Source organism: Variovorax sp. Varisp41, assembly GCF_047325085.1.
Lineage (GTDB): Bacteria > Pseudomonadota > Gammaproteobacteria > Burkholderiales > Burkholderiaceae_C > Variovorax.
In genome coordinates, this window is sequence record NZ_CP168540.1 from 4,301,574 (window position 1) to 4,315,233 (window position 13,660).

General features: G+C 70.8%; 11 protein-coding genes. 1 reads left to right on the top strand and 10 read right to left on the bottom strand.

Going from position 1 to position 13,660, the window contains the following annotated elements:
• From ACEN9J_RS19840 to ACEN9J_RS19880, 9 genes are all read right to left on the bottom strand, one after another.
• Positions 1 to 1,383, bottom strand: coding sequence for a formimidoylglutamate deiminase (locus ACEN9J_RS19840; RefSeq protein ID WP_413761851.1), 1,383 nt, complete (start codon positions 1,381 to 1,383; stop codon positions 1 to 3).
• Positions 1,380 to 2,615, bottom strand: coding sequence for an imidazolonepropionase (hutI, locus tag ACEN9J_RS19845; protein ID WP_413761852.1), 1,236 nt, complete (start codon positions 2,613 to 2,615; stop codon positions 1,380 to 1,382). Before hutI ends, ACEN9J_RS19840 begins: the two co-directional genes overlap by 4 nt.
• 25 nt (positions 2,616 to 2,640) lie before the next feature.
• On the bottom strand, positions 2,641 to 3,222 hold the full coding sequence (locus ACEN9J_RS19850; RefSeq protein ID WP_413761853.1) for a HutD family protein: 582 nt from the start codon (positions 3,220 to 3,222) through the stop codon (positions 2,641 to 2,643).
• Positions 3,223 to 3,224: 2 nt separating this feature from the next.
• Positions 3,225 to 4,958 (bottom strand): urocanate hydratase, encoded by a 1,734-nt coding sequence (gene hutU / locus ACEN9J_RS19855; protein WP_413761854.1) that lies wholly within the window; start codon positions 4,956 to 4,958, stop codon positions 3,225 to 3,227.
• 53 nt (positions 4,959 to 5,011) lie between these two features.
• A complete protein-coding gene (gene hutH, locus ACEN9J_RS19860) occupies positions 5,012 to 6,577 on the bottom strand; it encodes a histidine ammonia-lyase (protein WP_413761855.1) in 1,566 nt (521 codons plus the stop codon).
• Between the two features lie 65 nt (positions 6,578 to 6,642).
• Positions 6,643 to 7,422 carry a histidine utilization repressor gene (hutC, locus tag ACEN9J_RS19865; protein WP_057593442.1) on the bottom strand — a complete coding sequence of 260 codons (780 nt, stop codon included), beginning with the start codon at positions 7,420 to 7,422 and terminating at the stop codon, positions 6,643 to 6,645.
• A 5-nt stretch (positions 7,423 to 7,427) separates the two neighbouring features.
• Positions 7,428 to 8,216 carry an ABC transporter ATP-binding protein gene (locus ACEN9J_RS19870; protein ID WP_413764581.1) on the bottom strand — a complete coding sequence of 263 codons (789 nt, stop codon included), beginning with the start codon at positions 8,214 to 8,216 and terminating at the stop codon, positions 7,428 to 7,430.
• 5 nt (positions 8,217 to 8,221) lie between these two features.
• A complete protein-coding gene (locus ACEN9J_RS19875; protein WP_082321716.1) occupies positions 8,222 to 9,097 on the bottom strand; it encodes an ABC transporter permease in 876 nt (291 codons plus the stop codon).
• Positions 9,098 to 9,140: 43 nt separating this feature from the next.
• Positions 9,141 to 10,103 carry an ABC transporter substrate-binding protein gene (locus ACEN9J_RS19880; RefSeq protein ID WP_057593443.1) on the bottom strand — a complete coding sequence of 321 codons (963 nt, stop codon included), beginning with the start codon at positions 10,101 to 10,103 and terminating at the stop codon, positions 9,141 to 9,143.
• Between the two features lie 373 nt (positions 10,104 to 10,476).
• Between ACEN9J_RS19880 and recQ the strand changes: the two genes are divergently transcribed.
• Positions 10,477 to 12,351, top strand: a complete 1,875-nt coding sequence (gene recQ / locus ACEN9J_RS19885; protein WP_057593444.1) for a DNA helicase RecQ — start codon at positions 10,477 to 10,479, stop codon at positions 12,349 to 12,351.
• 27 nt (positions 12,352 to 12,378) lie between these two features.
• Here recQ and ACEN9J_RS19890 read toward each other — a convergent pair whose 3' ends face one another.
• Positions 12,379 to 13,575, bottom strand: a complete 1,197-nt coding sequence (locus ACEN9J_RS19890) for a nucleoside hydrolase (RefSeq protein WP_413761856.1) — start codon at positions 13,573 to 13,575, stop codon at positions 12,379 to 12,381.
• Positions 13,576 to 13,660 lie beyond the last annotated feature (85 nt).

The window sequence follows — 13,660 nt, forward strand, 5'->3', positions numbered from 1 at the left end:
TCAGTCTTGAAGCAGTTGGGTGCGCGCGGCCACGAAGGCGGACGCGGCCTCGGCATGCAGCGCATGGCGCCCGGCGGCGACGCGCGCGCGGCCCGCCACCCACACGGCGTCGATGGCGCGGGTGCGGTGGCTCGCGAAGACGTGCGCCGACAGCATGTCGGGCGCCGGCAGCCCCTGCAGCGCGAGCTGTTGCGCGTCGAGCACGACGAAGTCGGCCTGCTGGCCCGCCGCGAGGCCGCCGATGGCGCGGCCCGCGGCCTGCGCGCCGCCCTGCACCGCCTGCAGGGTGAGCGCGGTCGCCACGTGTGGCTGCGCCGCGGTCGCGCCCACGTTGCGCTGGCGCGTGCGCAGGCGCTGGCCGTACTCGAGCATCAGCAGCTCCTCGGCCGCATCGACGCAGGCATGGCTGTCGGAGCCCAGGCCCCAGGCGCCGCCGTGCTGGCGCCAGGCCGCGAAGTCGAACAGGCCGTCGCCGAGGTTGGCCTCGGTGGTCGGGCAGAGGCCGGCGACGGCGCCGCTGCGGGCGCCGCGCCGGTACTCGTCGGCGTCCATGTGCGTGGCATGCACCAGGCACCAGCGCGCGTCGACCGGCGCATGGTCGAGCAGCCATGCCACCGGGCGCTGGCCGCTCCAGGCGATGCAGTCGTCGACCTCCTTGGTCTGCTCGGCGATGTGGATGTGGACCGGCGCGCCGGCCTCGATCGCATCGAGCCCCGCGAGCGCCTCGCGCAACGCTTCGGGCGGCACCGCGCGCAGCGAATGCGGCGCCAGGCCGAGCCGCGCGCCCTGCGCGTCGCAGGCGGGCTTCAGCGCCTCGAGCAGCCGCAGCATCGAGTCGGTGGAACGGATGAAGCGCCGCTGCCCCTCGTTGGGCGGCAGGCCGCCGAAGCCGCTGGTCTGGTAGAGCACCGGCAGCAGGGTGAAGCCGATGCCGGTCCTGTGCGCGGCGCGCAGCAGCGCGCGGCTCAGCGTGGCGTCGTCGGCATAGGGTTTGCCGTCGGCGTCGTGGTGCACGTACTGGAACTCGCAGACGCTGGTGTAGCCGGCCTCGAGCATCTCGGCATAGAGCCAGGTCGCGATGTCTTCCATCTGCCGCGGGCCGAGGCGCGCGGCGAAGCGGTACATCAGCGTGCGCCAGCTCCAGAAGCTGTCCTGCTGCTCGGCGCGGTGTTCGGTCAGGCCCGCGAAGGCGCGCTGGAAGGCATGGGAATGCAGGTTGGGCATGCCGGGGATCACGGGGCCGCTGGCCGTCTCGGCATCGGCGGGCCTCTCGGCGCCGGCCCTCGCCTCGACGAACTGGCCGGCCTCGTTCCATGCCAGCAGCACGTTCTTCGCCCAGCCGGTGGGCAGCAGCGCGTCGGCCGCGAACAGCGCGCGCGTCATGCCGAGGCTCCCACCGCGATGCGGCCCTGCCGCACCACGGTGCGCACGGGCCGCTGGCCGAACCAGTAGGCGAGCTCGGCCGCGTCGCGCACCGACCAGAGCACGAAGTTCGCGGGCCGGCCCGCGGCGATCGCGCCGTGCGAGGCTTCGAGGCCGAGCGCGCGCGCCGCATGCTGGGTGACGCCGGCCAGCGCCTCGGGCACGGTGAGGCGGAACAGGGTGCAGGCCATGTTGACCATCAGCAGCAGGCTCAGCGCGGGCGAGGTGCCGGGGTTGTGGTCGGTCGAGACCGCCATCGGCACGCCCGCGGCGCGCAGCGCCTCGATCGGTGGCAGGTGGGTGTCGCGCAGCGTGTAGTAGGCGCCGGGCAGCAGCACGGCCACGGTGCCGGCCGCGCGCATCGCCTCGATGCCCTCGACCGACAGGTGCTCGATGTGGTCGCAGGACAGCGCGCCGTAGCGCGCGGCCAGCGCGGCGCCGCCCATGTCCGAGAGCTGCTCGGCATGCAGCTTGACCGGCAGGCCCAGCGCCCGGGCGGCCTGGAACACGCGCTCGGTTTCGTCGAGCGAGAAGGCGATGCGCTCGCAGAACACGTCGACCGCGTCGACCAGCCCCTCGGCCGCGAGCGCCGGCAGCATCTCGCGGCAGACCAGTTCGATGTACTCGCCGCTGCGGCCCGCGTACTCGGGCGGCAGCGCATGGGCGCCGAGGAAGGTGGTGCGCACCGTCACGCCGTAGTGCTCGCCGAGCCGCCGCGCCACGCGCAACTGCTTGCGCTCGTGCGCGAGCGCGAGGCCGTAGCCCGACTTGATCTCGATCGCGCAGACGCCGTCGGCCAGCAATGCCTCGAGCCGCGGCGCGGCCTGGGCGAACAGCGCGTCCTCGTCGGCCTCGCGCGTGGCGCGCACCGAGGAGACGATGCCGCCGCCGGCCTTCGCCACCTCCTCGTAGCTCGCGCCCGCGAGCCGCATCGCGAACTCGTTGGCGCGCTGGCCGCCGTAGACCAGGTGGGTGTGGCAGTCGACCAGGCCCGGCGTGGCCAGCGCGCCGCCGCCGTCGTGCACGGGCAATGCGGCGTACTCGGCCGGCAGCGCGGCGCGCGCGCCGACCCAGCGGATCGTGCCCTGCGCGACGACGAGGGCGGCATCGTCCGATTCGATGCCGGGTGCGGCGCCCGGCGCGAGGCGCAGGCCGGTCCAGAGGCCGTCGGCGGAAGGATGGGAGAGGGTCATGGGTCTGTGGTCTCGGGTTGCGGCCTCAGGCGGGAACGATGCGCACGGCCACGAGGCGTGCCGTCGCGTCCTCGGGCTCGACCCGCCAGCCGCGCGGTGCATCGGACCAGCACAGGCCCTCGCCCTCGCGGCACGCCGCGCCGCCGGCATCGAGCCGCCAGCCGCCGCGCAGCGCGAGCAGCACGCCATGCGGCGCGGCTTCGAGCGCCGTGGCGCCGTCGAGCACGCGCACCTCGGCGCGCCAGGCGCCGCGGCGGGTCATCACGTTGAAATCGCTCGAGGCGCCGCCCAGCAGCGTGCAGTCGAGCGCGGTGTCGCCACTGAAGGCGAAGGGCCGGTGCGACGCATCGAGCGGATGGTCGATGGCGCCGTCGGCCGAGCGCAACCGCACGCCGTCGCCCTCGAGCAGCATGATGCTGCGGTCGATGCCCGCGAAGCGCGAGAACGGCCCGGCCTGCGCGATGCTGGCGATGCTCACGCGCCAGCCGAAGTCCTCGAGCCCGGCGCCGGCCGGCCAGCAGGCGATCTCCTGCGTGGTGCCGCCGCCGTTCTTCCACGGCGTGACGGGCAAGGTGGCGCGCGAGAAGCGCTGCGTGCCGCCGGCCATGCTCAGCCCTTGATCATCGGCAGCTTCAGGCCCTGCTTCTTCGCGGTGGCCACGGCGATGTCGTAGCCCGCGTCGGCATGGCGCATCACGCCGGTGGCGGGGTCGTTGAACAGCACGCGCTCGATGCGCCTGGCGGCGGCGTCGGTGCCGTCGCAGACGATCACCACGCCCGAATGCTGCGAGTAACCCATGCCCACGCCGCCGCCATGGTGCAGGCTGACCCAGGTGGCGCCGCCCGCGGTATTGAGCAGCGCATTGAGCAGCGGCCAGTCGCTCACGGCATCGGTGCCGTCCTTCATCGCCTCGGTCTCGCGGTTGGGGCTGGCGACCGAGCCGGTGTCGAGATGGTCGCGGCCGATCACGATCGGGCCCTTGAGCTCGCCCGACTTCACCATCTCGTTGAAGGCCAGGCCGGCCCTGTGGCGCTCGCCCAGGCCCAGCCAGCAGATGCGCGCGGGCAGGCCCTGGAAGCTGATGCGCTCGCGCGCCATGTCGAGCCAGCGGTGCGTGTGGGTGTTCTCGGGGAACAGCTCCTTGATCTTGGCGTCGGTCTTGTAGATGTCCTCCGGATCGCCCGAGAGCGCGACCCAGCGGAACGGGCCCTTGCCCTCGCAGAACAGCGGCCGGATGTAGGCCGGCACGAAGCCCGGGAAGTCGAAGGCGTTCTTCACGCCCTCGTCGAAGGCCACCTGGCGGATGTTGTTGCCGTAGTCCACGGTCGGGATGCCCATGGCCTGGAAGTCGAGCATGGCCTGCACGTGCACCGCGCACGATTGCGCGGCCGCCTTCTTGAGCGCGGCATGCTGCGACTCGTCCTTCATCGCGGCCTGCCATTGCGCCACGCTCCAGCCCGCGGGCAGGTAGCCGTTGATCAGGTCGTGCGCCGAGGTCTGGTCGGTCACGAGGTCGGGCTTGAGGCCGCCGGCCTTCGCGCGCTTCACCAGTTCCGGGAGGATCTCGGCCGCGTTGCCCAGCAGCGCGATCGACACCGCTTCCTTGGCGTCGCAGTGCTGCTTGATCAGTTCGAACGCATGGTCGATGTCGCGCGCCTGCTTGTCGACGTAGCGGGTGCGCAGGCGGAAGTCGATGCTCGACTGCTGGCACTCGATGTTGAGCGAGACCGCGCCCGCGAGCGTGGCCGCGAGCGGCTGCGCGCCACCCATGCCGCCGAGGCCGGCCGTGAGGATCCACTTGCCCGCGAGGCTGTTGTTGTAATGCTGGCGGCCGGCCTCGACGAAGGTCTCGAAGGTGCCCTGCACGATGCCCTGGCTGCCGATGTAGATCCAGCTGCCGGCCGTCATCTGGCCATACATGAAGAGGCCCTTGCGGTCGAGCTCGTTGAAGTGCTCCCAGTTGGCCCACTGCGGCACCAGGTTCGAGTTGGCGAGCAGCACGCGCGGCGCGTTCTCGTGCGTCTTGAACACGCCCACCGGCTTGCCCGACTGGATCAGCAGGGTCTCGTCGTCCTCGAGCTCCTTCAGCGAGGCGAGGATCTGGTCGAAGCATTCCCAGTTGCGCGCGGCGCGGCCGATGCCGCCGTAGACCACGAGGTCCTGCGGCCGCTCGGCCACCTCGGGGTCGAGGTTGTTCTGCAGCATGCGGAACGGCGCCTCGGTGAGCCAGCTCTTGCAGTTCAGCTGGCTGCCGCGCGGGGCGCGGATCACGCGCGTGGGGTCGTGGCGCGGATCGGCGCCGGTGGCAGCGTTGGCGGCGATGAATTTGTCGGGTGCGTTCATGGCGGGAGTCCTTTCGATGGCAAGGAAGGTCGGACGAGGAATCGGGGGAAGGTTCAGGCGCGGCTCGGCAGCACGGCGGCCAGCGGCGCGGCCCAGTCGCCGCGGCGGGCCCACAGGCGCATGGCTTCCACGTCGGGCGCCATGAATCGGTCCTGCTCGATGAAGGCCACGCGCTCGCGGATGGCGGCGAACTCGGCCTCGACCAGCGCGGAGCTGCGCGGGCTGTCGGCGTTGCGCTTGAGCTCGATGCCCTGGCAGGCGCCCATGGCCTCGATGCCGACCACCACCGCGGTGTTGTCGACCATCTCGGCCAGGCGGCGGCCAGCGAAGGTGGCCATCGACACGTGGTCTTCCTGGTTGGCCGAGGTCGGCAGGCTGTCGACGCTGGCCGGATGGGCCAGCGACTTGTTCTCGGAGGCCAGCGCCGCGGCCGTGACCTGGGCGATCATGAAGCCGGAGTTGACGCCGCCGTCGCGCACCAGGAACGGCGGCAGACCCGAGAGGCCCGAGTCGAGCAGCAGCGCGAGCCGGCGCTCGGAGATGGCGCCGATCTCGCTCACCGCCAGCGCGATGATGTCGGCCGCGAAGGCCACGGGCTCGGCGTGGAAGTTGCCGCCCGAGATCACGTCGCCGGTGTCGCTGAAGACCAGCGGGTTGTCCGACGCCGCGTTGGCCTCGATGCGCAGCACCCGCGCCGCATGCGCGAGGTTGTCGAGGCAGGCGCCCATGACCTGGGGCACGCAGCGGATCGAGTACGGGTCCTGCACGCGGCCGCAGTCGGCATGCGAAGGCACGATGTCACTGCCCTCGAGCAGCGCGCGCACTGCGCCCGCCACCGCGATCTGGCCCGGCTGGCCGCGCGCGGCGTGGATGCGCTCGTCGAAGGGCTTGATCGAGCCCTGGATCGCCTCGAGCGAGAGCGCGCCCGCCATAAGGCCGGCGGCGAACACGTCCTCGGCGCCGAACAGGCCCGCCAGCGCGAGCGCGGTCGACACCTGCGTGCCGTTGAGCAGCGCCAGGCCTTCCTTGGGGCCGAGCACGAAGGGCGCGAGACCGATGCGGCGCATGGCCTCGGTGCCGCCGATGGTCTCGCCCTCGGGCGTGCCGACCTCGCCCTCGCCGATCAGCACGCAGGCCATGTGGGCCAGCGGCGCGAGGTCGCCCGAGGCGCCGACCGAGCCCTTGCTGGGGATGCGCGGCAGCAGGCCCGCGTTGAACAGCGCGAGCAGCGCGTCGACGATCTCGGGCCGCACGCCCGAATGGCCGCGCGCCAGGCTCACGGCCTTGGTGGCGAGCACCAGCCGCACCACGCCGTCGGGCAGCGGCACGCCGGTGCCGACGCTGTGCGAGAGCACGAGGTTGCGCTGCAGCTCGGCCAGGCGCTCGGGCGGAATGATGGTCTGCGCGAGCTTGCCGAAGCCGGTGTTGATGCCGTAGACCACCTCGCCGGCCTCGACGATGCGGCGCACGGTGGCCTGGGCGGCCAGCAGGCCGGCGCGCGCGGCGCCGGCGAGCTCGAGCCGCGCGCCGCCCGCATGGATGCGACGCAGCGCGGGCAGGTCGACCTCGCCGGGCGAGAGCACGAGCGGTTCGGTGGCGGCGTTGGGAGCAAGCTTCATGGTGCGATCCTGTATATACAAGTAGGTGCGAAAAAAAATCGAAGGCCGGTATGGCGTGCGTGGGTTCAGCCGAAGGCCTGGTTGCCGTCGACGCGGAAGCGGCTGCCGAGCCGGTAGCGCGAGGCCGGGTGCAGGCAGCGCACCAGCGTCACGGGCAGGTCGCGGGTCCAGGTGCGTCGGGTCAGCAGCAGACAGGGCTCAGCCGGCGGCATGTCGAGGCGCTCGGCCTGCTCGGCGGTGGGCAGCACCGCGTCGACCACGTGCTCGATCTGGTCGAAGGGCACGTTGCGCACCAGGTACTCGCCGGGCGAGACGACCGAGAAGTCCTGGTCGAGGAACTCGGGCACGGCGCGCGGATTGACGTAGCGGTCCTCGATCTGCACCGGCGTACCGTTCTCCAGGTGCAGGCAGACGGTGTGGAACACCGACTCGCCGGGCCGCAGGTCGAGCCACACGGCGATGTCGGGCGAGGCGGCGATGCGCTCGAGCGCGATGAACTCGCAGTGGTAGTCGTGGCCGCGCTGGCGGATCTCGCTCGCGATGTTGGCGATCTGCAGCAGCGTGGACTGCGGCTTGTTCTCGGCCACGAAGCTGCCCACGCCGGCCACGCGCACGATGCGGCCCTGCTCCGAGAGCTCGCGCAGCGCGCGGTTGGCGGTCATGCGCGAGATGGCGAACTGCGCCACCAGCTCGTGCTCGGACGGCAGCCGGTGGCCGGGCGGCCAGGTGCCGTCCTGGATCTTGCGCGAGATGTGGTCCTTGACCTGCGCATAGAGCGCGAGCGATGGCGCGGCCGCGCTCGCGCCGGCGGGGCTGGGTGCGGAGGACGGCAGGTCGCGCTTCATCGCTCTCAATGCTCCGCCGACGCCATCGATTCGGCGCGGATCTCCTCGGTCAGCCGGGCCTTGATCTCCATGAACTCGGGCGAGGTCTTGATCGTGTAGTGGCGCGGATGCGGGAAGTCGACCGCGATCTCGGTCTTGATGCGGCCGGGCCGGGCGCTGAACACGGCCACGCGGTTGGCCATGAAGATGGCCTCGTCGATGTCGTGCGTGACGAACAGCACCGTCTTCTGCGCCGACTCCCAGATGCCCAGCAGAAGCTCCTGCATCAGCACGCGGGTCTGGTTGTCGAGCGCGCCGAAGGGCTCGTCGAGCAGCAGCATCTTGGGGTCGTTGGCCAGCGCGCGCGCGATCGCGGTGCGCTGCTGCATGCCGCCCGAGAGCTGCTTGGGATAGTGGTGCTCGAAGCCGCGCAGGCCGACCTTGGCGATGAAGAACTCGCTGCGCTCCTTCTGCTCGGCCTCGCTCATGCCGCGCTCGCGCAGGCCGAAGCGGATGTTCTGCGCGATCGTGAGCCAGGGGAACAGGGTGTAGCTCTGGAACACCACGCCGCGGTCGGCGCCCGGGCCCTCGATCGGCTGGCCGTCGAGCAGCACCTCGCCGGTGGTCGGGAAGTCGAGCCCCGCGACGATGCGCAGCAGGGTGGACTTGCCGCAGCCCGAGGGGCCGAGGATGGTGACGAAGTCGTTCTCGCGCACCTCGAAGTCGACCGGCAGCAGCGCCTGCGTGCGCTGGCCGCGCGTGCCGGTGAAGGTGCGCGAGACGCCGTGGATCGACAACTGGGCCGGCTTGATGATGGCGCTCACAGCGTGCTCCAGGCGAAGAGGCGGCGGTTGACCGCCTTGAAGGCGAAGTCGGACACGAGGCCGATCACGCCGATGACGATGATCCCGAAGATGATCTGGCCGGTGTTCAGGAGCGCCTGGCTGTCGGTGATCATGTGGCCGATGCCCGAGGAGGAACCGATGAGCTCGGCCACGATGACGTAGGTCCAGGCCCAGCCCAGCACCAGGCGCAGGGTCTCGGCGATGCCGGGCGCGGCGCCCGGGATCAGCACGCGGCGCACGATGCCCCGGCTGCTGGCGCCCAGCGTGTAGGCCGCCTCCACCAGGTCCTTGCGCGCGCTGCCCACGGTCACGGCCACCATCAGGATCACCTGGAACACCGAGCCGATGAAGATCACCAGCAGCTTCTGGCTCTCGCCGATGCCGGCCCAGAGGATCAGCAGCGGAATGAAGGCCGAGGCCGGCAGGTAGCGGCAGAACGAGACGAAGGGCTCGAGGAAGGCCTCGATCGGCTTGTAGGCGCCCATCGCGATGCCCAGCGGCACGGCGATGACCGAGGCCAGCACGAAGCCGCCGACCACGCGCCACACCGTCATGCCGATGTCCTGGATGAAGTTGTACTCGGTGAACAGCAGCCAGCCTTCGCGCACCATCGTGACCGGACTGGCCAGGAAGGTCGGCGAGACGAAGCCGCCGAGCGTGAAGAAGGCCCAGACGGCGAAGAACAGCACGAAGAAGCCGACGCCGAGCATCCAGCGCGCACGCGGGCTCACGGGTTCGAGCGGCGCCATCGCGCGGCGGCGCCGCGCGGCGGCCACGCGCACGGCGGCGGGGGGAACGGAGGCCGCCGCGGGAGCGGCTGGCGCGGAGGGGATGGCGGTCGTCGCTTCCATGGCGGGCGATGCGTGGCGCTTCGTCGTTGCGGCTCGGGGCGGCTTACTTGATGAAGCTCGCGTCGAAGGTCGCGGCCAGGTCCTCGGGCGCCTTGCGGATCACGCCGGCCTCCAGCAGGATCGGCACCGAGTCCTTCATGAACTGGGTCAGCTCGCCGCTGAAGAACTTCTGGTTCGCGGCCTTGTCCTGCCAGCGCAGGTAGGCCGAGGACTTGGCGAACTGCTCGCCGCTCTGCTTGACCGCGCTGCCCATCAGCTCGTTGGACTTGGCCGGGTCGGACTTGATCATCTCGAGCGCCTCGAAGTACGAGTCGGTCAGCGCCTGCGCGGCCTTGGCGTTGGCCTTGAGCCAGGTCGGCGCGCAGCCCACGGTGTCCATCACCATCGGGTAGTCGAGCGTGGTCGCGAGGATCTTGCCGGCCTGCGGGTTGGCGCGCACGGTCGACAGGTAGGGCTCGTAGGTCATGGCGGCGTCGTTCTGGCCCGCGACGAAGGCCTGGGCGGCCGGCTGGGGCTCGAGCGAGACCGTCTTCACGTCCTTGATGCTCATGCCGTTCTTCGACAGCATCCAGGCCAGGCCGAAGTACGGCGCGGTGCCGGGCGCGCTCACGCCGACGGTCTTGCCCTTGAGGTCGGAGAAGCCCTTGACGTCGTTGCGCACCGCGATGCCGTCGGCGCCGTAGGACTTGTCCATCTGGAAGATCTGCACGATCGGCACGCCGTTGGCGTTCCAGGCCACGTGCGTCTCGACGGTGGTGGCGGCGCACTGGATCGCGCCCGAGGCCAGCGCCAGGTGGCGGTCCTTCTGCGGGATCATCTTGAGCTCCACGTCGAGCCCGTTCTTCTTGAAGATGCCGGCCTTGTCGGCCAGCGACAGCGGCGCGAAGCCGGTCCAGCCCGACATGCCGAGCGTGATCTTGGTCTGGGCGGCGGCGCCCCCGGCCGCGCCCGCGATGCATGCACCGGCTGCCAGCAGCGTGGCGATCTTTGCGACTGTCTTGGCCATCGAGGCCCTCCTGTTCGTGTGAAGCGTCAATTGAATCGGCTGGCAGCGCCCGTCAGAGCTTTCCGTGGTGCGCGGCCGCAGTGTCATTCGCCTGAACACCCCTGTATATACAGGATAACCCGAAAAAGCCGCGGCGGAAACGGTGCAAGCCGGCACGGAGCGCACCTTGTATTGGTGCGAACCGCCCGATGCATGCACCAGTATGCTGTCTATACAGGCATCTCAAGCGAATGCCGACCGCTTGCAAACGGCGTGCCAGCCGCGCCGGCCGCCCGGACCGACGGGCGGTCGTACCCGGCCGGGCGACCGCGGCGGCGCGCCTGCTGCGCTGCGGCGACAATCGACCCCTTTCGTCGCCACCCAGCCCGCCGCCTTGTCCAATTCACCTTCCGCCGACCCCGCGCAGATCCTGCACGAGGTCTTCGGCTACGCCGCCTTCCGCGGTCCGCAGGCCCCGATCGTCGACCACGTGACCGGCGGCGGCGACGCCCTGGTGCTGATGCCCACCGGCGGCGGCAAGTCGCTGTGCTACCAGATCCCCGCGATCGCGCGCCAGCGCGCCGGGCACGGCATCGCGGTGGTGGTGTCGCCGCTGATCGCGCTGATGCACGACCAGGTCGGCGCGCTGCACGAGGCCGGCGTGGACGCCGCCTTCCTCAATTCCACGCTCGACTGGCAGCAGACGCAGGACGTCGAGCGCCGCATGGCGCGCGCCGAGGTCACGCTGCTGTACGCCGCCCCCGAGCGCGTGACCACGCCACGCTTCCTCGAGCTGATGGACGCGCTGGCCGCGCGCGGCAAGCTGTCGATGTTCGCGATCGACGAGGCGCATTGCGTGAGCCAGTGGGGCCACGACTTCCGTCCCGAGTACCGCGCGCTCACGGTGCTGCACGAGCGCTACCCGGGCGTGCCGCGCATCGCGCTGACCGCCACCGCCGACGCGCTCACGCGCGCCGACATCGTCGAGCGGCTGCAGCTCGAGCAGGCGCAGCAGTTCGTCTCGAGCTTCGACCGGCCGAACATCCGCTACACCATCGTCGAGAAGAAGGAAGCCACCACGCAGCTGCTGCGCTTCATCGAGCGCGAGCACGAGGGCGATGCCGGCGTGGTCTATTGCCAGTCGCGCAAGCGCGTGGAGGACGTGGCGGTGGCGCTGCGCGACGCGGGCATCAACGCCCTGCCCTACCACGCGGGGCTCGACGCCTCGGTGCGCCAGGCGCACCAGGACCGCTTCCTGCGCGAGGAAGGCATCGTGATGTGCGCCACCATCGCCTTCGGCATGGGCATCGACAAGCCCGACGTGCGCTTCGTGGCCCACCTCGACATGCCCAAGAACATCGAGGGCTACTACCAGGAGACCGGCCGCGCGGGCCGCGACGGCGAGCCGGCCCAGGCCTGGATGGCCTACGGCCTGCAGGACGTGGTGAACCAGCGCCGCATGATCGACGAGAGCCCGGCCGGCGAGGAATTCAAGCAGGTGATGCGCGGCAAGCTCGACGCGCTGCTCTCGCTGGCCGAGGCCAGCGACTGCCGGCGCGTGCGCCTGCTGGGTTACTTCGGCGAACAGAGCACGCCCTGCGGCAACTGCGACAACTGCATCGCGCCGCCGCAGGTCTGGGACGGCACCGACGCGGCGCGCAAGCTGCTGTCCACGGTCTACCGCGTGCAGCAGCAAAGCGGCATCAGCTTCGGCGCCGGCCACGTGATGGACATCCTGCGCGGCAAGGAGACCGAGAAGGTCAAGCAGTTCGGCCACGAGCGCATCAGCACCTTCGGGCTCGGCGCGGAATTCAGCGAGGTGCAGCTGCGCGGCGTGCTGCGCCAGCTGATCGCGATCGGCGCGGTGGCGGTCGACGCCGAGGCCTACAACACGCTCAAGCTCACCGAGGGCTCGCGCGCGGTGCTGCGCGGCGAGACCACGGTGTCGCTGCGCGAATCGATCTCCTCGCCGACGGCGCGCGGCGGCAAGTCGCGGCGCGAGAAGACCGCGCGCGGCGCGCCCTCGCCGGCCGCGGCCGCGCTCGACGCGCAGGGCCAGTCGCGCTTCGACGCGCTCAAGGCCTGGCGCGCCGAGGTGGCGCGCGAGCACAACCTGCCAGCCTACGTGATCTTCCACGACGCCACGCTGGCCGCGATCGCCGAGCGGGCACCGGCCACGCTCGAAGACCTGAAGGGCATCAGCGGCATCGGCACGAAGAAGCTCGAGGCCTACGGCAGCGAGGTGCTGCGGGTGTGCTCGGCCTTCTAGCCGGCCCACCCACCGCGCGCCACGGCCTCAGTTCGTGACCGGCAGCTTCACCGGCACCGGCCGCGTGAGCAGGTCGACGTAGAGGTCGTAGAAGCGCGCGTTGTCGAACTTCTTCACCACCTTCATCTTCTGCAGCGGCACGCCCGCCGGCGGCGTGGCATAGCCGACCGAGCGGCCGTTCTCGGGATCGCCGGGCTTGGCGATCACGTCGACGTACTCCTCGCTGACCTCGGTCGCGTAGCTCGGGTCGAGCAGGTAGGCGATGGTCAGCGTGTCCCAGATGTTCGAGGTGTAGCCGGGCTTGGTCTCGAACGAGTCCGCGAACCACTCCTTGCGGAAGACCTCGGTGACCGGCGTGGGCGTGGCCGGGTGCGCGATCTTGTCGTAGATGGCCTTGGTCATCAGCACGGTGTCGGTCACGTCCAGCGGCAGCACCACCTGCGGGATCGGCAGCCGCACCACGTACTGCGCCGCATCGGGATCGAACCACCAGTTGAACTCGGCCGTCTTCGTCGTGTTGCCGGCCACGTGGACCGCGCCGCCCATGTAGATGATCTCCTTGATCAGCGGCACGATCTCGGGCGCGCGCCTGGCGGCCAGCGCGATGTTGGTGAGCGGGCCGATCGCGAGGATGCTGACCTGCTTCGGGTTCGCCTTGATGGCATCGATCAGGAAGTCGACCGCGCCCTTGGCCTGCGCCTTGGTGCGGGTGGCGAAGCCGTCGGGGATCGGCACCAGGTCGGCGTCGCTCTTGGGCTCGGGCGAGCTCCAGGCGCCCAGGTAGCCGTCGCCGCCGGCGCCGGCCTTCATTTCGGCGTCGATGTCCGCCTTGGTGTGGTTCAGCGCGTAGTTCTCGCCCACGTAGACGCCGATGCGATCGCCCACGCCGAGTCGCTCGACCGACTTCAGCGCCTCGGCCACGCCCTGGCGCAGCCACTTGTTGCCCGACACCACGCTGATGCCCAGCACGTCGACCTTGCCCTCGGCCTGCAGCTGCGCGGCCATGGCGCCGAGCTGGCCGTCGTCGCTCATCGTGTTGTAGTCGCTGTCGATGATGATCTTGCGCGCCGGCGGAGGGGGTGGCGGCGGAGGCGGCGGGGGTGGGGGCGGCGGCGCGCTGCCGGTCGGCACGAACGCGAAGCCGTTGCTGCCACCGCCGCCGCAGGCGGTGAGCACCGCGGCCGACAGGGTCGACACGATCCATCGTCTTCTGGGCATCTGCATTTCTCTCTCTCCTTGGAATAGTGGTGTCTTTTCAGGGGGAAGCCGTCGAACGGATGCTCGAACGAAAACGTTTGCGCAAACGTTT